The 21,192-nt window shown below is 65.0% G+C and carries 14 protein-coding genes and 1 pseudogene; 5 read left to right on the top strand and 10 right to left on the bottom strand.

The genetic code is table 11. The features are described 5' to 3' along the window. Nucleotides 1-284: 284 nt before the first annotated feature. Together PBT88_RS09605 and PBT88_RS09600 are read right to left on the bottom strand one after the other, a co-directional pair. Nucleotides 285-2,174: an ATP-binding protein gene (locus tag PBT88_RS09605; protein ID WP_270078953.1), complete on the bottom strand. Its 1,890-nt coding sequence runs from the start codon at nt 2,172-2,174 to the stop codon at nt 285-287. A 152-nt stretch (nt 2,175-2,326) separates the two neighbouring features. Then, nucleotides 2,327-3,100 (bottom strand): hypothetical protein, encoded by a 774-nt coding sequence (locus PBT88_RS09600; protein ID WP_407696536.1) that lies wholly within the window; start codon nt 3,098-3,100, stop codon nt 2,327-2,329. 93 nt (nt 3,101-3,193) lie between these two features. On the opposite strand from PBT88_RS09600, the pseudogene PBT88_RS21185 reads away from it, so the two are divergent. Further along, nucleotides 3,194-3,316 (top strand): annotated as a pseudogene (locus PBT88_RS21185) (hypothetical protein); the annotation flags it as partial. A gap of 180 nt (nt 3,317-3,496) precedes the next feature. After that, the gene (locus PBT88_RS09595; RefSeq protein ID WP_270078951.1) at nt 3,497-4,960 is read left to right on the top strand and encodes a hypothetical protein; all 1,464 of its coding nucleotides are present in this window, start codon (nt 3,497-3,499) and stop codon (nt 4,958-4,960) included. A gap of 280 nt (nt 4,961-5,240) precedes the next feature. Here PBT88_RS09595 and PBT88_RS09590 read toward each other — a convergent pair whose 3' ends face one another. From PBT88_RS09590 to PBT88_RS09575, 4 genes are all read right to left on the bottom strand, one after another. Beyond that, a complete protein-coding gene (locus PBT88_RS09590; protein ID WP_270078950.1) occupies nt 5,241-9,656 on the bottom strand; it encodes a hypothetical protein in 4,416 nt (1,471 codons plus the stop codon). A 204-nt stretch (nt 9,657-9,860) separates the two neighbouring features. Next, on the bottom strand, nt 9,861-11,387 hold the full coding sequence (locus PBT88_RS09585; protein ID WP_270078949.1) for an LA2681 family HEPN domain-containing protein: 1,527 nt from the start codon (nt 11,385-11,387) through the stop codon (nt 9,861-9,863). A 2-nt stretch (nt 11,388-11,389) separates the two neighbouring features. Next, entirely contained in the window at nt 11,390-12,199 is an 810-nt protein-coding gene (locus PBT88_RS09580; RefSeq protein WP_270078948.1) for a hypothetical protein, read from the bottom strand. 65 nt (nt 12,200-12,264) lie between these two features. Next, nucleotides 12,265-12,717, bottom strand: a complete 453-nt coding sequence (locus PBT88_RS09575; RefSeq protein ID WP_270078947.1) for a hypothetical protein — start codon at nt 12,715-12,717, stop codon at nt 12,265-12,267. A gap of 90 nt (nt 12,718-12,807) precedes the next feature. On the opposite strand from PBT88_RS09575, the gene PBT88_RS09570 reads away from it, so the two are divergent. Then, nucleotides 12,808-12,993, top strand: a complete 186-nt coding sequence (locus tag PBT88_RS09570; RefSeq protein WP_270078946.1) for a hypothetical protein — start codon at nt 12,808-12,810, stop codon at nt 12,991-12,993. A gap of 633 nt (nt 12,994-13,626) precedes the next feature. On the opposite strand, the gene PBT88_RS09565 is transcribed toward PBT88_RS09570, so the two are convergent. Next, the gene (locus PBT88_RS09565) at nt 13,627-14,661 is read right to left on the bottom strand and encodes an IS110 family RNA-guided transposase (protein WP_270078945.1); all 1,035 of its coding nucleotides are present in this window, start codon (nt 14,659-14,661) and stop codon (nt 13,627-13,629) included. 317 nt (nt 14,662-14,978) lie between these two features. Between PBT88_RS09565 and PBT88_RS09560 the strand changes: the two genes are divergently transcribed. Together PBT88_RS09560 and PBT88_RS09555 are read left to right on the top strand one after the other, a co-directional pair. After that, a protein-coding gene (locus tag PBT88_RS09560) for an IS5 family transposase (RefSeq protein WP_407696530.1) occupies nt 14,979-15,742 on the top strand; the annotation gives its coding sequence in 2 pieces (ribosomal slippage) (nt 14,979-15,314 and nt 15,317-15,742; 762 coding nt in all). Between the two features lie 98 nt (nt 15,743-15,840). Continuing rightward, on the top strand, nt 15,841-16,593 hold the full coding sequence (locus tag PBT88_RS09555) for a DUF4236 domain-containing protein (protein WP_270078944.1): 753 nt from the start codon (nt 15,841-15,843) through the stop codon (nt 16,591-16,593). A 60-nt stretch (nt 16,594-16,653) separates the two neighbouring features. On the opposite strand, the gene PBT88_RS09550 is transcribed toward PBT88_RS09555, so the two are convergent. Genes PBT88_RS09550 through PBT88_RS09540 form a run of 3 tightly spaced genes read right to left on the bottom strand, consistent with a single transcriptional unit; the run spans nt 16,654 to nt 21,076 of the window. Beyond that, nucleotides 16,654-19,641 (bottom strand): TonB family protein, encoded by a 2,988-nt coding sequence (locus tag PBT88_RS09550; protein ID WP_270078943.1) that lies wholly within the window; start codon nt 19,639-19,641, stop codon nt 16,654-16,656. Beyond that, nucleotides 19,638-20,396, bottom strand: a complete 759-nt coding sequence (locus PBT88_RS09545; protein ID WP_270078942.1) for a PP2C family serine/threonine-protein phosphatase — start codon at nt 20,394-20,396, stop codon at nt 19,638-19,640. The genes PBT88_RS09550 and PBT88_RS09545 overlap by 4 nt, the downstream gene beginning before the upstream one ends. A gap of 2 nt (nt 20,397-20,398) precedes the next feature. Next, nucleotides 20,399-21,076 (bottom strand): vWA domain-containing protein, encoded by a 678-nt coding sequence (locus PBT88_RS09540; protein WP_270078941.1) that lies wholly within the window; start codon nt 21,074-21,076, stop codon nt 20,399-20,401. Between the last annotated feature and the right edge of the window lie 116 nt (nt 21,077-21,192).

Here is a 21,192-nt window from a genome sequence, read left to right as displayed (position 1 = left end):
CGACGTTGCCGATACCCGATGGTCGCCAAGTGGGACATTCCTGCCCTTACCAAGTGGCGCTTCGAACGGCAGGTTTCGCCAGCAGCTGACTTCCGGCGCCCATCCGAACGAGATCACAGAAAGACAGGGATCGGGCCGTTACCAGACTGTCCGCTGTCAGGATTGCGATTGTTCAAAATGGACAATGCCGATGTTCGATCGCGGCATCGCGACTGAAAACTATTCCGCCCATCTAGACCAGAGGGAACGGTGCTCTGGCGCATGGCGAATATCCGGCTCTTCCATCACAGCTGCGAGTCCGTCTCGCACGAACGTCTCGACCTCGACCCGCCCGTGGCCGGCATTTCCTTGTCCATGCTGAACCGCAGCACTTCCTCAAATACGCGGTTGCGCGCCTTGGCATCCGTTATAAGCGAGGCGGCCGGCATCACATAGAGGTGCAGCGGGATATCGTCCGAGGCGCCGATGACGAAATCGTCATAGACCACGCGCTCGCTAAGCGAGAACACGTCTTTGAAGCCGGTGCGCTTCATATCCTTGTAAAATTCGTCGTCGATCTCGACGACGGAAAAAGCGAACACCTCCCGCACGGTGGCGATGCGATCGACAAGCTCGCTCGCGTAGAGCCGGCACTGCACCAACGCCTTGTTGTTCTCGAAGATGTCAGCGCCTGGCTTCTTGAACTCGATGATGACGAGCTTGTTCGGGCGGCCCTCGTTATCCTTGGAGAAGAACGCGGCAACGTCCGGCTTGCGCCGCTGCTTCGACTCGGTCTCGACCCCGACCTCGCGAACGATCCGCGCCAGCGTCTCGTCGCTGTAGATGTTGCTGTAGGACAGGAACTTGTCGTCCACGAGCCAGACATTGTTCTCGCGGATGTCGCTGCCATCGCTGTGCTTGCGCAGGATGGCGTTGTGCAGGACGTCCTCGGCCGAATCGCGCGGCATCTTGGCAAGCGAGTCGATGACCAGCGCGCGGTGGACGATGAAGCGCGCCAGGTCGTCACTCGCGAGATGCGAGATGTCGTCGAAAGCAACGCTGCGGCCTTCCTCCAGCGCTTCCACAAGCTGGTCTTCGCGCCGCGCCTGCTGTGCGCGGTAGGTGCGCACGATCTCGTCGGCATCGAGCATCGCGGCTTCGCCGCTGAGCGACTCGATCTGGATGAATGGGTAATATTTACGGAGCTTGTCGACGTTCGCGAGCTTGAACGCCTCGATATCGCCTTCCGCCGCCTCGTTGATCATCGCCAGGCATTCCGCACGGATGCAGGGCATCAGCGCTTCCCGGCTGATCGGCGAAGCCATGTCGGCATCGGCATCGGATTTGGGGATTTCAAGCTTCTGCCGCTCGATATTCGAGCTTCGGTTGAGATAGGTCGAGGTGATCGAGATGAGATAGCGGCAGATGTCGAAACGTTTGCTGATCTGATATTCCTCGACGCACAGTTCGTCGGCGCAAAGCATCGCGACAATGCCCCGGCGCGGCGCCTCGTCGCGGAACAGATAGCAGTCGAAGGTCTCGCCCTGCAGCTCGAACGAGCGCGTCTTTTGCGCCTCGATCGCCTCGCCAGAGAAGGTGAAGTCGTCGGGAAACGGCTGCTTGCTGTTGTGCGTGAACCGGATCGCTATGGTCCGCCCGGCCTGCTTCTTGAGGAACAACAGCAGCCGGAGATCGTCGCACATCGCATTGACGAGCTTGGTGACCTGGGTGTTGATCTTCTCCTTGAGCTCCGAGATGGTGATCGTCGTTTCCCGGCGACCCGCCGAAGCGGTCCGCTGGACGTCGTCTAGGGTGAAATCCGGCGTGTAGCGAAATTCGACTAGCTCGTTCGCCAGCTGGCTGCGGACCTCGACGCGGTTGGCATATTTCAGGAAAGCCAGCCGGCCCACTCCCTTGCCGCCGATATCGTCCTTGTGACCGGTACAGATCTCATCGAAATAATTGAGATTGTCCTGGGTGAAGCCTTCGCCATCATCGGTGATTGTGATCTTCTCGAGGACATTGCGCACTTCGTCGCCGAACAGCCCGGGCTGGCGATCGAACCACAGATCTACGGTGATGGCATCGGCACCGGCATGGATCGAATTGGTCACGCCTTCGCGAATGACGTCCCGGGCGGTGACGCCACCCTTGTAATGCTCGGCGATGAATTTCTTGAGGTTGATCCGTGCCATCGCAACCTGTCTAGTCAGTGGCCTGGGGCCAGGCAATTGCGGGTTGCCGGTCATAGAGCGTCGGCATCTCCCGCGTCGCGAGCCGTAACGCTTCGATCAGCGTATGGGATCGCCGATATGGCGCAACCAGGCTGCTTCCGCAGTGGTTCGGCCTATGCGCTGTTCAAGTCGGCGATCTCGGCGAGCAGATAGCCGATATAGCTGCGGGTCAGGTTGCAATAGAGATGCGCCTCTTTGAGCGTCGGCGAGACATCGGCGGCGAGCTGGGTGCCATGCCGTACGCCGCCGCCGGGGGGCGAGGACAGGAAGCCGTGCATCTTGGTCATCCAGCCCAGCGCCTCGGCCAGCGTGCGGCCGGGGTGCTTGGCGCGCAAGTCCCGGATGATGTCGTTGAAATATTTGCCCGCGACCGTGCCGGTCCCGGTGTCGATCCCCTGGAACGCGGTCGACACGGTCTCAAGGAGCCAGAGGATCTCCTGCACGGCCTGGCGCGGGCGCTGCTCGAGCAACAGCCGGTCGGCTTGGTCGAGCGAGGCGTGGATCAGCTCGACCGCGCACTCGCCGATCGACTTCTCCGGCGCCTGGACCGGGATCGGCGTCTGGGGGTTGCGCGGCAGCAGCTCGGGCGGGCGGATCTCGTAGGGCACGCCGTGGTCGAACAGAATGCCGTTGACGATATCGACATCGGGCAAGCCGACCTCGGGATACTGGCCACGCACCTCCTCGCAACCGTCCCAGAATGCCGCGATGAAGGCGGGCGCGTTGTCCGCCGACGCTGCCATAAGGCTGTGCAGGTCGCCGATCGCCCAGCTCTCACTTGAGCTCCAGCCGCTCCCGCCGAACTTCGACTTGAACAGCTCGAAGATGCCCCAGGAGGATTCGCTCTGGCTGGCGATGGTGTGGACCAGTGAATTGAACGCGTTCATCGCCTGCATGTCGATCGGGCCGGGCGAGCGAAAGCGCCACTGCGCGGGCATCTGCAGTCCCAAAAAGCCAGTCCTTCCAACAAGGCGGGCAAGATGCCCGAGTTGCCGGCACCGCCCTTCTATCCTCGCGCACCGCTTGATAATCGGCGCGATCGTTTCGATATTGGTATCATGGCGGGGATCGGCCGAAACAAGCCTTGTCCGTGCAACGGCGGCAAGAAATACAAGAAGTGTTGCGGCGATCCGCGCAACGCGCCGACGGACCGCGCATCCCCGTTCGACATCGCCGCTATCGATCGCGCGCGACGCCAGGCGGAGGGATTGCGGACGCGTCGGCTGCAACAGCAAGGGTTAGGGCGCCCGATCCTATCTGCCCCGGTCAGCGGCGAACGGGTGGTGGTCGTCGGCAAGCGTCTGTACCATTCGCGGAAGTGGGTGACGTTCCACGACTTCCTGCGCGACTATCTGCTCGGCAGCCTCGGCGCCGACTGGTCGAATGCCGAGCAGGCCAAGCCGGTCGAGCAGCGACACCAGATCCTGCGATGGTACGCGCAGGCCGTTGCCGATGCCAAGCCGTTCACCAATCCGGACGGCGTTACCAGTGGGCCAATGACCGGCGCAATCCAGGCCTTCCTCAACCTCGCCTATAATATCTACCTGATCGCGCATCATGGCGACGGCCAGGCGATGGCCGACATCTATCTACAGCGGCTCAGAGGCACGCGAGACGATGCGTTCATCGGCGCGCTGTTCGAGACCTATGCCGCCGCCGCGTTCCTCAAGGCCGGCTTCACGCTCAGCTATGAGGAGACCAAGCCCAAATCGCATTCCAGCGTCGAGTTCGTCGCGACCTGGCCGAAAACCGGCGAGCAATTCTCAGTCGAAGTAAAATCACGCGTCCACACCGCCCATCTCGAGGCGCCCGATGGCCCAGTCGACGAGGTCAAGCGCCTGCGCGTCGGGGCCAAGCTCGCCAAGGCGCTCAGCAAGGCCGCGGCACATACCCGCGTTGTAATGATCGAGATCAACGTGTCCGACCAGCTCAAGGCCAGCGGCACCCTGGAGGGCTGGCCGGCCGCCGCGCTCAAGCAGATCCGCGACAATGAAGGCGCGACCGACAAGGACGGCGCGCCGCTGCCGCCAGCCTATGTGTTCGTCACCAATCACGCCTTCCATAACGACCTTGCCGGGACCGGCGGCAATATCCAGGCGCTCGCCGCCGGTTATCGCATCCCGGATTTCGGGCCCGATGTCCGCTACCAGGGCTTTGCCGGCGTGATGGCGGCGCGCGCCAAGCATGCGCCGATGACAGCGCTGATCGAGTCGATGAAGACGCATTATCAGATCCCCGCCACCTTCGACGGCGAGCTGCCAAGCACGCTCACCCCCGGCGGCGGGCCGCCTCGGCTGAAGTTCGGCGAGCGCTACGCCATATCGGACGAAAATGGCGCGCTACAGGCGGGGCGCTTCTACAATGCCAGCGTCGATCCCAGATCCGGCACAATGCACGGCGCCTTCGAGCTCGACGATGGCCGTCACATCATCGCAGCCGACGCGCTAAGCCCCAAAGAGCTGGCGGAATATTCCCAATATCCCGACACCTATTTCGGCGAGGTGCTGAAGCCCGGCGGCAAGTGCGAGAGCTTCGTCGACTGGTGCGACTGGCTGTTCGAGACCTATCAGCATACCCCTCGCGAGAAGCTGCTCGAATTCATGTCCAACGCCAAGGACGTTGAACAGCTCAAGATGCTCGGCCAGCGCGAGCTGGCGATCGCCTATTCGGAGCGGATGGCCAGCGCGCTCCACAAGCCACAAGGCGTCGCGGGTACACCGGACAGCGCCGCCAAGCCGGCCGTCTGACCCGACAGACCAACGCCAATAGCCCGGCCAGATCAGGACGCTGACACGCTACCCAGCAGCGTGTCGTCCCCGCAATCCAGCCCGCCAGTTCGATGATCGGCGCGGTACTGGTGAACCCGCCATACCAGAGCGCGACACGGTGCGGGACGGACAGCTCGCACCGACCTTGCGCGACCAAGTCCCAGGGCCGCTCGGGGCTATCATCTCGCCGATTTCCCCTCTGCGGCGGCGCCGGTCGAACCAGAACCGGCCTCCACCGGCGGCTAAACGCACGCGCTGCTCAGTGGGCGTCGATGACGTCGCCGAGCGAAGGACCATGAAAATAGCTCTGGGCGATCTCCTTGGCCGGTGCCTCGCGCGCCGCCTTCACGCCATCGCGGAAGAAATCGAGCCACTGCGCGCGGAAGCTGTCGTGCGGGACCTTGTACGGTTCCTGGCGGCTGAAGAGCCACATCCGGGTATCCGCGACGCGGTTGAGCAGCCAGAACGCGCGAAGCGCCTCCGGCTCGGTCGTTGCCTCGCGCATAACGAGATACCAGTGCCGCGCGACCCGCGCGCAGCTGAACCATTTGGCTGATACGTCATATACATCGGCGAGCCAGCCGGCCGCCGGCCGCGCTGCAAGTGGCCCGTCCCATAGCGCAACCGCGGCATCGCTGGCGTCGAGGAATCCGGCGACGGTGATCACCCGCGCCCGTGTCGCCGGCAACACAGCCGCAAGCCCGCGCTCGATCCAGCCGATCAGGAAGTCCAGGTGGCCGCCTCGCTCTAGCGCGCGCACCATGTCGAACAGCCGGCCGTCCTTGGTCGGGCGGTCCAGCATCTCGGCGCGTACGTCATCGAACATGGTACCTGCGGGCAGCTTGGCCGGAAAAGCCTGATCGTCGGTCGCCCACATGACCCCGCCTTCGCCTGCGACGCCGCGCCAGATTTCCTTGACGAGATCTGGATGGGAGGGCGCAAGCGCCTGTAGCAGCGGCCAGGTCGGGCCGCCGCCATGGTCGAAGACGATATTCTGGCGGGTCTTGGCGTCGTCCCATGCTCCGCGTAGCAGCGCGGTAGCCTGGTCCGGCTCGGCGACGACATAGGCAGCATAGGCTTCGTCACGGTCGACATAATAGGCCCGGTCGGCGCCGAAGCCGTGGGACCTGCGCGGGACCGCGATGCGATCGACCATCCAGGCGCGCCAGAGCGGCAGCACCTCGTCGCAGAGGGCGGGGCGCCCAAGATAGACATGGCTGAGCGTCTCGGCATCGAGGCGCGCCAGGTTCGGACGAAGCGCAGCATCGCCCAGATTGGAGAGCAGGCCGCTGATCTCGAAGCCGAGGACCGGATTGGCGGCGTTGGCGGAGTTTTGCCCGAGCGGCGCAAAAGCCTCTGCCGCGGCCTCCCCGCCAGCATAATGGGCGATGCGCAAGGCGTCGCGCTGCGCATCGGGATCGGCGAGGGTAAAAGCGCCGCTCCAGTCGCGGGACACCATGATTTGGCCGAACCGCTCGATCAGCGCGACTGCGAGTATCAGGTTGCGACGCAGGAGATCCGGCTCGGCGGTGAAATCCAGCTGAGCGATTAGCTGCTCGCGCTCATCGCTGGCGGGCGGGTCGAGCAGGTAGCGGTAGGCGGCGGGCCACTGCGCGAGCGGTGTGACGATCAGCAGCGCGATCTGATCGGCAAGCGGCGCGTGCGTCATACGAAGGGCGGTGGCCGCGCCGCGCCCGGTGCCGTCCGGCGCGGCGCTCGCCTCCAGCCGAGCGGCGAGCGCCGCCCGCTCCGCCTCCGTGAGGATAGGCAACGCGCCCTGTGCTATGCGGCGATAGTCGGCCCGATCATGATCGTCCTCCGGCACGGGCTGGTTAAGGAGATAGGCCCGCCACAGCGTGAAGAACCGCTCCGGATGCCAGCGCAGCAATACGGTCGCGGGGCGTCCATCCTGCGAGAAGAGTTCGACCATATCAGCTGGAACAAGGGTGTCGACGGCAGCTTGCAGCGCGTCGGCGAGAGGTTCGGACAGCGTCACCGCAGGATCGCCAACCTCCCCGGTTAGCGCCTCGATCAGCTGCAGCGGGCGCAGCATCCGATCATGCCCGCGCACCAGTACCGGCCCCGCGTCGTCGGACATCCGCTCGATGGCATAGCGCCTTACCCGAGCGGGCGCTGCCGGCAGCCACGCTTCCGCGCGCGCGGCATCGTCAGGATCACCGGCGCAGCGCAGCAGCAGCGCCGCCGCCGTGCGCGCAACATCTCTGCCCTCGCTGGCGAGCGCCTCGGCGACGGCGCGAACCGCGACAAAGACAGCTTCGGCGTCCTCGGCGTGATCGTCGCGCAGCAGGGCTTCGACCTCATGGACATGGATCTGCCGCCCGGCCGCGGCGCAGTGGAGCGCCCAGTCCCGCAGGATCGACACGAAGGGAAGGCGTGGGAGATAGCCGATCACGCGGGCGGCGAGGCGGCCCAGCCCTTCCGGAACCTCGGATGCCGGCCTGCCGATCCGCGCTTCCCAGACCCCGGGCAGGCGGCGATCAAGCGCGCGGAGCCGGCGCAGCTGCCGCGCGCGAGTGCGATTGAGCGTATCGCTATCCTGCGGCCGGCTCGCTGACTGCACCTCCGGCACGGGAATAGGGGTGAGCCAGGCATGCAAGCGCGCAGCGATCATCAGGCGCATGCGCGGGTGATCTTCCCAAAGGCAGGCGACGCCCCAGGCGAGCAGCCAGTCACCGCGAAGCGCCTGGCGCTCGCACACATCGAGGAAGATTGTCGGACGGAAAATGTGGAGGCGTCGCCAGAAATCCTGACCCCCATTGCCATGCATGGGATGGGCGTGCCAGCGCTCGAGCACCGCCGTGCAAAGCGCATCGGGCACTTGCGGGTCGACGATCAGCGCAGTCGCGCAAGTGCGCAGAACCTTTTCCACCAGGTCATCTGCCCCCCAGGGCTCGAGGAACCGGTCGATTTCGGCGAGCGCCGCAGGAACATCGAGCCGGCGGATAAGCCGGGCCAGGGCTAGGCCGACGGCATCTGGAAGCCCGCGATCGGTGAAACCGAATCGGGTGGGATCGTCGGCGTCGCGCTCAAGCCACGCGCCGGACACGAGATCGCCCAAGACGCGCCGCATGCGGTCGCGCGTGTCGCCACTCAGCTCGGCAGCTGTGTCGAGCACCGTGCCGCTAGTGACGCTATAGGCCTGCTGACGTAGTGCGGCGGCCTGCGCCTGGGTCGCCATCTCGCGCACCAGCCCCTCGAACACAGCGGGCGTCGCCGGGCCGCCTTTCACCAGACAAAGATTCTGGAAGTCGCGCAGCAACAGCTGCTCGCGGGTGATCCGGGTGAGATCGCCGATCTCGTCGGCGAGACGGGTCAGGTGAAATGCCGTGCGCGGATGGAGCGCTGCGGCGAGCACCACCGCCGAGACGAGGCCCGGATCGACGTCACGCGAGCGCAGATAGGCGTCACGTTCGGCCGTAGAAAAGCGGCCGACGGGCAGCACTGAGGGTGCGGGCGCAAGACCGGGTGCGACACGATGCCGCCATTCGTCGTCGCGGCACGTCAGGATCAGGCGGATCAGGCCGGTGCGCTCGGCAACGCGCAGGGGTGCCAGCCAGGCCGGCCAATCGAATGGGGCAATTTCGTCGAGCCCATCGACCAGCACGAGCAGCCGCGGCTGACCCGCTTCACCAGCGCCCTCCCCCCAGAGCGTCAGGCGGCGGCGCCAGAAGCGCGGCGGGTCCGCTACCCTGAGCCCCGCCTCCTCTCCGATCCGCCCCAGCGCGGCGATCACCGCGTCGAGACCATTGGCCGCCAAGACAGCGGCAGCCGCGCCGATCACGATCGGGAGCGGTCCATGTTCGGCGAGGGCAAGGGCGCGCAACGCGTCCAGCGCGCCCCAGGTCTTGCCCATGCCTTCGAGCCCGAGCAGCACCGCAGCCTGCGAGTCGGTCGACCACCAGGTCGCGACCGATGCGCGAAGCGCGATGCGCGGTACCGGCGGTGCCGAGACGAGCAAGGCGGGAGACGGACCGACGATCGCACGCGCGGCCTCCGCATCGGCAAAAAGTCGGTTCAGATCGGAGACGGCATTTTCGCGTGCCGCAACAAAGCCGGTATCCGTAGCGCGCAGCTCTGCGAGCACCTTGTCGCGAGCGGCACTGAAGCCCGGCGCGGCCGCGATTGCGTCAAGAGAGGCTCGCACCGCGGCCATCTCTCCCCATGCGCTGGCGTGATCCGGATAGGCTGCGCAAAGCGTCGCCAGCCGTGGGAAGCCCGGCGCGATCTCGCTCCAGTCGAGCGCGACGAAGCCCCAGCCGAGGGTCTCGGCGAAGTTGCGCACCGTTCGCGCGGCAGTTCCTTGCAGGCTCTTGGTCGACACGAGAATCCAGCAGTCTATGCCGGGCCAGGCCTCATGTGCGGATGCCATTTCGCCGACCAATCCGTTGCGGTCGAGTGAGGTTGAGGCCTTGTAGCTCTTGGACTGCATCGCACGGCGCGGCCCCGGCCCCACCGGATCGGCAATACCGTCGACGCCCAGTTGGTCGCCCGAGGCAAGCAGTCGCAGGGTCCCGCCGGTCGCGGCATCGATCAACGTTGCCGTCAGACCTTCGAATCCTTCTCGCGTTGCCGGCAAGCTGAGCAGCGCCGCCGCAACCTCGGCATAGGGAACCGCACGCTTCACCGGCTTCTTCTTCTTCGGGGTCGCTGACACACGGCGGCGGATGAGGCGGACGGTTTTGGCATCCGCAAGAATATAGGGATCGTTTCGCTTCCGCGCACGTCCACGGCGCCGGGGTGGCACAGCTACTGCGCCACCCTCTCCCACCGTGCCACCAGTGTAAGACACGCAAGCGGCGGAAAACTAGAATACGAGGCAAGCGCGACGCGGCCGACCGCGCGCCGGATCAGCCCCGGATCAGCGCTTCCACTCGTCTCGCCACGCATCGAGGGGCATGGCGCCAAGGCGCCCGGTCCTGCCCTTCGCCCGCGCGCGCTCGTTGCGGTGCATGCCGAGGAGCAGATAGATGAGCGCCGCGCGGACCAGCTGGAGCAGCTTGAGCGTGCGCTGCTCGAGATCGGTCCGCGATATCGCATGGGCCAGGCTGTCGAAGAATGGATCGCCCGGGCTTCCGCGCGGCGGGCCCATGTCGTGGACTTTCACATATTTGTGCTCGAGATGATTCCGCAATTCGGCAAGCGCCCGTGCATCGGGCTCGGTAGTCTCGCGCATATCCTCGTCGAACAGGTCCTTGCCGAGCCAGAACAGCCCGCGCCACGGCCAATTCTCCGACTGTACGAACACATCGCGAACCGGCGCATTCTCCTTTTCGCGCCAGATCGTGCGGAAGCTCACCTTCTTCTCGGGGATGCCGAGCTCGAAGTAGAAGTTGAGGAAATAGGCGATCTTGTCGAGGGTCGAATAAGCCATGCGGAAGGCGAGTTTTACTTTCTCGACCGACAGGCCATGGGCTGGGTAATCGAGGGTGTTGAAGAGGAGCACGTCCCGGTCGGAAAAATGCACGGCATCGCTGTGCGTGCCTTCGTAGAGAAGCCAGCGCGCCGAAGCGAAGCCCTGCTTCAGCTCATTGGCCATGCCGATGACGATCGGGGGTGAATCGAGATCGAGCGTGAAGCTGGGAAGCCCGAGTATGTCCTGAGCGGCGACGGGTTTGCGCTCGACATCATTGAGTGGGTTGAGGAACAGCACGCGCTGCAGGGACCAGCGGCGATAGCTCTGCTCCTCGGGCGTCTCGCCTAGGCTCCAGCCTTCCGGATCGTGATGCGTGCGAACGGCCTCGAGGTCGAAGTGGCTCGCTATCTGCCCCGCATGGCTGGCGAATTGCGGCGCCAGGCGAACGTCGCCCAATTCGGGAAAACGGGAAATCTGCTCGACGGCGTCGGTGAGATCGTGGTGGGCATGAAGTGCCAGCACGCTCTGGTGACCGGGATCGTAGAGCGCGCCGACATAGTACATGAGACCGTTGCCGCGATTGGCGCGCGCCATCCAGAAATTGGGATCGATGCCGAGCGCGCGAGTCCAGATCGCCTGCGCCTCGACGAACCGCCCGATCTTGTCGAACCGGTTGGCGAGGTTGGTGAGGATCTGGCAGCGATACATCGGGTGCAGCGTGTCGAAAGTCGGATTGTTGAGCGCCTTGCGCAGCAAGAAAATCTGCTCGCGCACTTCGGGCTGATCCCAGTCCCAGACGCGTGCCCGGTCGCCGAGGCGCTGCCGGTAACGAGCATCCCAGGCGTTGGCCCGGAAATAGTCGAGCACGGCGAGATCCTCGCCCGGCACGCCGCGCGCCTCAAGTGCATCGGCCAGCGCCAGGCCAGTGGAGGCCAGCGCCATATCGCCATGATCGCCAGCAGCGTTGATCTGCTCGGCGATCAGCTGGAGCGCCTCGTCATCGTCGAGGCCGTCAATAGTGGGTTCGGACAAGGCTAGCCCTCCCCATCCTCGGCGACCTCGCCACCATCGTAGCGTGGAAGCTGGTCGGCGAATTCGCCGCTCAACGAAATTTGATAGGCGTCGGCCAGCGCGGCGATCTGGTAGCCGATCGCCTTGCGCAGCACGCGCAGTGCAGTCTCGAACGCCCGCCAGTCCGGGTCGTTCGAATCGCAGCGCAAGGTCACGAGATCGAAGCGTTCGACCGCGTCGAAGAAATGGCGGATTGTCCGCCCGAGCGCGACCAGCACTACGTCGATCGGGCTGCCCGCGGCGCAACGTTCGCGCAGGCGGGTCAGGTCATGGCGCAGATTGTCGAGCGACAACCGCACCCGGTCCGGGAACTCGGCATCGAACCGTGCCCAGAACAGCCGGCGGTCCTCGAAAAGCGCGATAATGTCGCGAGCGAGACCGGGCTGGGCTTGGTTCGAGCGGAGCAACTCGAGGCTGCGCGAATAGCCTTGCTGCCGCACCTCGGCGATCATCGCCTCGTGATCGCGCTTCCACGCGCGCAGCAGCTCGGCGGGATGCCCCTCCTCGTCCTTGTCGACGATGTCCCCGCACTCGCGGCAAAGCCAGATGCCGTTTTCGACGGCGACGCGCTCGGCCTCGGACTGCCCTGGATCGTAGCGCGGACCGTTCGGTGCCGCGCCGCCGATATGTGCGGCGTGGCCGGTGCCAAGTCCGCGCTCGGAGCCGCGCCGGGGCCCGGCGGTTAGCTTGAGGCAATAGGGGTTCGAGCAGAAGTGCGCAGAGCGCAGCGCAAGTTCGCGTTTGACCGGCATCAGGAAGTTGTCGCGTGGCATGATCGGGGTTCTAGCCGCAGCTTCAGACTAAGGCACGGGTCGACTGGGCTATAATGCGCACGCGATCAAGGCCAGCGGATCTGCGTCTTCACGCCCCAGAATAATTGGGCCTCGTCCGACAGCAGGCCGCTCGGTACCACCGGCGCGTCGAAGACGCGGCTGGCAATTCTGTACAGGGCGGTCGCGACACCTTTCTCGCGATAAGGTAGCATCACATCGACGGTATCGCAGCGCACCGCCTGTGCATCGGCGGCGAAGACCGCCGTGGCGACCACCGCATCGTTCTCAGGATCCACCACATCGATCCAGACCGAGCCCATGGTATTGTCGATATCGATCGAGCGATCGTCATGGCGCTCGCGCAGCGGATCCTGGGTATCGAGGCCGGTGGGGACGAGCGTGACGATCGCAGCGTAGCCTTGCGGGAGCGTCTCCTGGAATCGACGAGCGGACGTAATTGCGCGAGTCACGACGGCAGCATACCTCTTCAATTTTCGGCCCACGGGCGTCCGGATCATCCGCCGTATCGGCTGCAAGCCCGAGCACGAAACCCGCTGACTAATTTAGTCCGCGTCAAATCCCGACGCGCTTCAGAATGGAGACCGAAAATGTCGTTCTATGAAACCTATCGTGGCTACCGCATCGAGTATCGCAAGCGGTTCCGCACCGCCTTTATCTGGCCGCCTAACTCAAACCTCGCGATCGAGACGATCCCGACCGCGACGATCGAAGAGGGACCGGATGGTCTGCGATCTCGCGCCTATGCGGCGATCGACGCGGATCTCGACGGCTAGCGAGAATTACGTGCACCTCGCTACCGCAAGGTAGCGGGGTGCTCACGGCCCGCAGCCGCGACCGATTCCGCGAGCGCCAGCGGCTTGCAGCTGACCTTGTTCGGCGGATCGCTGCTCGCAATGATCGGGCCCGCAATTATATAGTGCGGAAAAGCCGTAGGGTGACGTGCATTCAGCAGGGTTCAAATCTGATGCGACGGCGGGGCAGATTGGCTCACGCGGCTCCTCCCCATGCGCTTCCCATCACATTCGGTGGTTAGCTGGGCACCTCTCTGCGCCCGAGCTGACCGGCCGCTATTGGTAAGCTGCGTCGATCGCCGGAATGACCGCTTTTGAGGCGCACAGCCGACGGGCTGATTTGAGCGACCCGAACGGCGTCTGTGGACGCCCCTAAAGATGCAAGCGTTAAATGAGGTGTGGCAACGTAGTCAGGTGCTCTCGTCTGTCCGGCCTGTTGAGCAACTTGGAGCTGCTGGCCTGTATGGGAGTTCGCGGACCGGATCCACATCGGGTTTGCGCGCTTGGCTAGCGCCACGCCGTTCACTGGTTTTCCGACCCCGTCTACCGACTGTTGTGCCATACCCTCCTTCGACCGCCTACGTCTCCGACGACCTCTGGCCCTGCGCTGCAGCTTTACGCTTCAGCGACGACCGGAGCTTTGTAATCTTCTCGCCTGGTCATGAGTGCCCAGGCCGTACGCGCCATCTTGTTGGCGAGCGCCACCGAGACGAGCATCCGAGGTTTGCGCGCCAGCATCCCTTCGAGCCACGAGCCTGCAGGCGCACCATGTACTGTTGCCTGCCTCACGACTGCGCTGCCGCCGATGATCAGCAGCCGTCGGATAGTTCGCTCACCCATTTTCGAGATCCGACCGAGCTTCTGCTTGCCTCCTGTGGAGTGCTGGAGGGGCGCTAGACCCAGCCATGCAGCAAAGTCCCGCCCCTTGTTAAACGTGGTGGCATGCGGTGCCAGCGCCACGATCGCGGTAGCAGCGATCGGCCCGATCCCAGGAATCGTCATCAACCGTCGCGCAACTTCGTCTTCGCGGGCACGACGGACAATTTCCTTGTCCAGGTCTGCGATCCGAACGCCGAGCTCGGCAAGCGTATCGGTCATGATCTTGAACATGGCTCGTGCCCCCTCTGGCAAGGATGAGGCCATTTCATCCTCATCGAGCAAGTCGGCCAACATAGCTATATGAGCCTTGCCGCGCGGCGCTACCCAGCCGTACTCGGCCAGATGGCCGCGCAAGGCATTGATGAGCTGCGTCCGTTGACGAACCAGTAAGTCGCGGGTCCGGAAAACCATGCCAGCAGCTTGCTGCTCCTCCGTCTTTATCGCGACGAAGCGCATACCGGGTCGCTGTACCGCTTCACAAATCGCCTCTGCATCGACCGCATCGTTCTTGTGTCGCTTCACGAACGGTTTGACATACGCGGGCGGGATAAGCCGCACCTCATGGCCAAGCTGCGTCAGTTCGCGTGCCCAGTGATGAGCGCCACCACAGGCCTCCATCGCGATAAGGCAGGCTGGTTGAGCAGCGAAGAAGTCGAGCAGCTTCCTGCGGGTCAATTTGCGGCTGAACACCACTTCTCCGCGTTCGTCGGCGCCATGCGCGTGAAACGAACTCTTGGCGATATCCAGACCGATTGTGCTAGCTTGCGACACGGACGCCTCCCTCAAGTGGTGATCAACACCTCCACTTTGGCACATCGATGCCGTCGGGGGGCGTCCACCCCATCAGGTTTCAGCAGAAGCCGACGCTTGCATCAACGACGCTGAATGTCTTGAGTTGGTCGGGTGCTGCCGGAAGCTCGTGGGACATCCTAGAAATCCCTGCGCGGAACGTAAAACGTCTGAGGTTGCCGAAACCCAATGGACGAGCGGCCCGTCGCATCCGCGTCCGCGCTCCTCTAGGTGGTGTGGACTCTAAGGATTCCCATTTGCGTTGAAGCATGATTCAAGGCTGCTTTTAGGAGGCGGCATTGGGTGTGATGGATCGGCTGGTGTTGAGCGACAGCGCCTGGGAGCGGATGGCTCCGCTGATCATCGGGCGGCCTGATCAGAAGGGGTCGACCGGTCGCGACAACCGGATGTTCGTCGAGGCGGTGTTGTGGATTGTGCGGACGGGGTCGCCCTGGCGCGATCTCCCCGAGGTGTTCGGCGACTGGAACAGCGCGTTTCGCCGCTTCAGCCGGTGGAGTGCGAAGGGTGTATGGTGGCGGATCTTCGAGGCCATGTCGGATGACCCGGACTTCGAATATCTGATCATCGACAGCACCGTCGTTCGCGCCCATCAGCACGCTGCCGGGGCGAAAAAAGGGGGTCTGAAGATCAGGCCATTGGCCGTTCACGCGGCGGCCTGAGCACCAAGATCCACATGGCCGTCCGGGGACTTGGCTGTCCCGTGCGGTTCACGCTGACCGCAGGACAAAAGGGAGATGCGCCGCAAGCGGCCGGCCTCGTCGACGGACTGCCAGCCAAAATCGTCATGGCCGACACCGCCTACGACAGCGACGCCCTACGCCAGACCATCGCCGACAAGGGCGCTACGGCCGTCATCCCGAACAACCCCTCCCGCACGTTCAAGCATCCGCTCGACAAACATCTCTACGCTCAACGCCATCTCGTCGAATGCTGCTTTTCCAAGCTCAAGCAGTTCAGGCGCGTCGCCACCCGCTTTGAGAAAACGGCCCGAAACTACCGCGCCGTCATCACACTCGCTGCCATCGCCCTGTGGCTGCGGTAAGTGTCCACACCACCTAGCGCTGGATTAAGACATCCTGATGCATCAGGATGTCCGCAGCGCAGAGGGGCGACAGTGTGGGGTTCAGATTCCGAAAGTCGATGAGCATCGTTCCCGGTGTCCGCCTGAACTTCAGCAAATCGGGCGTGAGCACCAGTATCGGGGGCCACGGGGCCACCGTGAACCTGAGCAAGAGGGGCACGCGCACCACGATCGGCATTCCGGGCAGCGGCCTGTCCTATTCAACGCTGACGCCGCATGCGCCTCATCTGCCGGGAGCCGTCGCTGGACAGCAGACGAAATCGAACGGGGCGGGATGGATCGCCGGCATCGGGGCTGTCATCGTGCTCGGTGCCGTCGGTCTCTACTCCGCGTCGCCCCGGACCGCTCCGGGAACGGCGCCGCAGGCGGTCCAGGCGCCGTCCTTTGTCAACACACTCTCGTTGAACTGCCGTTCCGCGCCCGGTTCCGGCGGGTCCGTCGTCAGGACGCTCGAACGCGGCACCGCCGTGACGGCGAGCGCCGCTTCCGGCGTATGGAGCAAGGTCTCCAGCCCCGGCACAGCGGACTGCTGGGCCCTGTCCCGGTTCCTATCAACCGACGCTCCGATCTCGACACCCTACCAGGGCAATTCCCGGGCGAGCGGAGGACATGGCCCCCGTCTGGCGCGCAACGCCGCCCCGCTCGGCGCGGCCGGCGCCCGCAGCTATGCCCTGCACAGACATCGAGTCATTCACCACCCGCGCGGGACGTCGGCGAGCGGCTGCTCGTGCGGCGGAGGAGGTGTGTGCATCGGCCCTCGCGGAGGCCGCTACTGCATCACCAGCGGAGGCAACAAGCGTTACGGTGTATGATGATCCCTATCCCGTGGCGATCAATACCGAGTCGTTGCTTCGGTCCGTCAGCATCGTAAGCTACTGGCCAGGAATCCTCCAATCCACGGAGCTGGTCCATGACGCATCGATCGGCTGCCCTGTCGGATCGCTGGCAGGCGCGAACCGCGCGCGCCGCTGGACGAGTCGGCAGGTCATCTGATCGAGATCTGCGAAGCCACTAGACTGGACGACGTCGCACCCATCGACCGCACCGGACTGCTCCACATGCAAGGTGAACGTTACGCGACCGGCTTCGCCCGCACGGAGGGCGCCCGGCGGGTAGTCGTCCGGCGTGATCCATCCTCCCGGACCGCCCCTCGGTCTCGGCGGCGCCTGGACTGAGGGTGCGCCGGCCGCCGGAGGGGCAACGACCGGCACGGGATCCTGCGCCTGCGTCGCGGCGCCCTGACGGGGGGCGGGCACAGCGGCCGTCGCGGAAAGCTCCGCAAGACGATTGCGATACGCTTCCGCAAGACACCGGACCGCGTCCGGTGAACCCGCGCACGCGTCGCGCTGCGAAAGCCAGTCGCGTTCGCCAACGACAAGTCGCCGACGCTCGTCGCCGGACGTCCGGCTACGCATCTCGCGATAGGAGTCGTTTAGCTGATCGTCGAGATTCCGAATGGTCGGATCTATGCAGAGGATCGCCGCGACGCCGCTCTTCCCGGCGCACGCGCCGGCCGCGTCCGCCGCGCCGGAATCCGCTGGCCGCAAGACCTTCTCGGATACGAATTCCGTCGTCCCGTTCGACCCTGTGAAGGCGATCCATCCGCTGCCATCGGATGCGATGGAGCGACCGATGGCGAGGAGGGAGGCGCCTTTCTTCAGCTTCTCCACGACCGCATCGCCATCTGGCGCCTCACGCGCGTTCACGGTCGGAATGCCGGCTTTCGGCGCCACCACGAAGCCTTTCGGAGGATCGAACCGCTGCATGCCCGGAAGCTCCGGGGTGCTCCCGGCCACCGGGGGCGCCTCCGGATGCGGGACGGGCATCTGGATCCTCGACATGGCGAAAACGGCCGCCATCATCGCCATGATCAGGACCGTCCACGCCAGCGAACTCATCCGCTTTAGGCGAGCACCGACGGTCGGGTTGACGATGTCGTCGTCGGCCAGCGCCTGCAGCCGTTCCGCCTGCGCACGCACCAGCGGCTGGTCGACGAGCTTCCACCGCATCAGGACCGTCTGCGAAGCCACGCGGAGGTCGTTGGCCCCGCGCCCAAGCTTCTCCCGGAGCTGGGCCCCCTTGTGATTGGCCTCGCGGTTGATCCGGTCCTTTTCGCGCGTGTCCGCGGCGTTCGGTCTCGGATCGTAGACGAAGCGCGCCTCGACCTGCCGACGCCAGGCGTCCATCGCGGTCGCTTTCGCCTGACCGAAGCCGTCGATGCGGATGACGGCGGCATAGCTGACATTGAGGGCGCTATCGATGCCCCACGATGCGAGCGCCGCCTTCAGGCCCGGACCGACGCCCCGTATCTTCGCCGCGGAGACGCGGTGGTTCTCGAGATGGGATCGCAGCTGGAAGTCCCGCCTGTGCGCATCGTAGTTCGCGAGCTGCGCACGGAGCTCGCCAGGCAGCGCCTCGAGCTGCCTGCGAGCCTCGCCAAGCGCCTTCTTGTTCGCTGCGAGCTCGGGTCCGCCGCAACGCCGCTCCCAGTCCGCGAGCGCCTGGGTCCACTGCCTGTCTGCTTGAAGCGCCCGATCGTGGAACGCCCGGGCGGCCTTCGGTCGCCCGAACAGCATGATTAACCCGACGAGGCCGAGACCGAGCCAGACGATCAGAGCCGGCGTGGCCACGGCCGTGCCGATGACGGATCCCGCCAGGACGACTATCGCCCAGCCCTTTCGAGCCGTCACGGTTCCTGCCGCCGCGACCGCGGCGTCCGAAGCCACTGCGTCCATGTCGGGTAGCAGCGGGTCGGGCGGCGTCGCGGGCGGCAGCTGCACAGCCTCGATCGCCGCCCAGACCGAACGCAGGTCGAAGACGCCCGGCGTTGACGTCGCGGTCGCGGCGGATTGGGGCGGCAACGGCGGAAGGAAGAGGATGAGGCCGGGGCTCGCGCGCTCCATTCTGCACCACGGACAGGCGGCCGCCGATCCGGGATAGTAGTGCAGGTCGTTGTCCGGGCACCGTCTCAGTTGGGTTTCGAGCTTTTCGAGGACGCCGATCCATCCCACCGCCGTCGGCCTCTTGGTGCCGCGATCGAACGCGGTCTCGAACGCCTGCGCCACGGGCGGTGGGAAGTCGGACAGAAGCGGCGTCGCGGGTGGCGGGCGCATCCCGACCGCCCGCTGCAACGAATAGGCGAACCGGTATTCGGCGATCGCCTTCTCGAGCGTCATTTCCCCGGCCGCCTGATAGGAACCGCTGAACGGCTGCCGACCCATGAACAGCAGCTGGAAGAGGATCACCGCCAGCCCGAAGGCATCATGGTTCGGCGTTCGGACGATACCAGTTAGACTGGCGCCCTGGAGTTCGGGCGGCGTGTATTCCTGCGTTCCGACGGCGCAGAGGTACTGCGTTCCGCCTTCGGACAGCTGGAAGCTGTCGGCATCGATGAGCGCGACCGTGGCGCGATCGGACACGAGGATGCCGCTGTGGTTGATGTCGCCGATCACGCAGCCTCTGGCGTGAACCTCCGCGAGCGCGCGAGCGACGTTCACCGCCGTGCGGACAAGGAAGCGGTAGTCCGCGCTCGGAAAATGCGTCTTCCTGTCGACCGTCGAATACAGGTGATGGATCGGCTGATGACCGCTCACCAGCTTCATGACGAAGCCGGCGAACATACCCCTCGCGTCCGACACCACCTCGCTCGGGTAGGCGACGCGATCGCTCCCGCTGGCCAGTCCCGCCCTGATCATCGCGACGATCTTCGGCTGACGATCGAGAACGTCCGCGACCGTGTAGAATTTCACCGCATGGCCAGCGACGCCTTCGATCGCGTAGACCTCCCCCTCACCCCCCTTCCCGATGCGAGCTCCGATCCGGATCGGCCGGTTGCCGGCGAAGAGGGGAGGCGGGCTCATCGAAGGACCGCGAGCACCAGCGTCTTGTCGTCATCGGTGCGAGCATTGATCGCATCGCTGTTCAGATAGGCCGCCAGCTTCTCCGAAAGGTCACGGTCCGAACCGACGGCGCCGCTTTGCTCGAGGGGCACTATAATCTTCGCGAAGAACGGGACGTGCGGCGTCTCGCTGGCGAAATCCAGTGCAAGACGCTCGATCCCGTCGGTGAACGCGACGACGGCGTCGATGGCATGGTCGGACCGGACCATGCGCATCCGGACCTCCGGCTCGTCGGTGACGAAGAAAGTCGTGGCCGCGTACTGACCCTGCGCGGGCCAGCTCGTCACCCTCCAATCCGCAGCCTCGCTCGACCGGACGACGGAGGAGCCGTCGCCGACGTGGGCGACGAGCGTGTCCTTCCCGTCCGTCACCGTGATCACGACCGTGGCGGCGAAGTCGCGCAACCGAAGCGCGAGACGGTCCGCGGACGACGCGATCCGGTCACGCGCCGTATCGAGCCATCCCCACAGATCGTCATCGGTCGGCATTTCCGCGACCGTTGCAAAATGGCTGCGAAGACTGGTCGTGAACGTCCGGCAGATGACGGACGCCCCCTCCCCGCCATGGCTGGAGCTTCCCGCGCCGTCGGACACGATCGCGACAAGCGTCGATCCGTCCCGGACGGCGAAGACGCTGAACGCGTCCTGCCGCCTCGTTCCCGCCTTCGCATGGGATACGCCCCGGCAGGACGCTCCCGCCCACGCCCAGCTGGCCACCGTCAGCCAGCCACCGCCCAACCGTCGGGAGCAGTGGGATTGGTCAGCGGCACGGCGTCTCCGGGATTGGACTTCGACATCGAGCTCAACGAAGCGGACAGCCAGGCGAACAGCTCCTTGAACGCCAGACCGCGCAGCTTAAGGGGCGCGCGCGTGACCATCTTCCCGAGCGCGCCAAGGTCCGCGTCCTCGACGCCGACGGCGTAGAACATGAACTCCTTCGATGCCTCGCCCGCAGCGATGGCGGCGGTGGCCGCTACGACCGAGTCCGTCGGAGCGCCGTCGGTGATCAGGAAGATCCAGGGCCGGTAGTAGGAGATGCCGTTGGCTTTGTACTCGGCCTTACGCCGGCGAAGCAGTTCGATGCCCTGCTGGATCGCCTCCCCCATCGGCGTCATGCCTTCCGGACGGAGCGTGGGCGGATAGAAGCTCGTCACCGTCGTGAAGTCCGAAACGACCTGAACCGGCCCGAAGGTGACGACCGCGACCTCGACCCGCTTGGCGGCCAGCGTATCACCCGCCAGCTCGTCCTTGAAAGCCGCCAAACCGGCGTTGAGCTCGTCGATCCTCGCGCCGCTCATCGACATCGACGTGTCGAGGAGGAGAAGACAGGGGCAGCGCGGCTCCGGGTTCTCTGCGAATTCAGCCGCTCCGAAAGGCATCTGTCCAAAATCAGTCACGCGCACCCCCTAGTAGAACCCGTCGCCACCCTAACTGCGTCACGCGCTTATCGAAAGCCGGTATGCGTCGGCGTCCCGCCCCCGGATCGGGGCCGTCGGCTGGTTCGAGCGGCTGA

This window comes from Sphingomonas abietis (genome assembly GCF_027625475.1).
GTDB classification, from domain to species: domain Bacteria; phylum Pseudomonadota; class Alphaproteobacteria; order Sphingomonadales; family Sphingomonadaceae; genus Solisphingomonas; species Solisphingomonas abietis.
The sequence above is the reverse complement of the archived record's forward strand: the minus strand, read 5'-3'. Positions and strand labels throughout refer to the sequence as shown.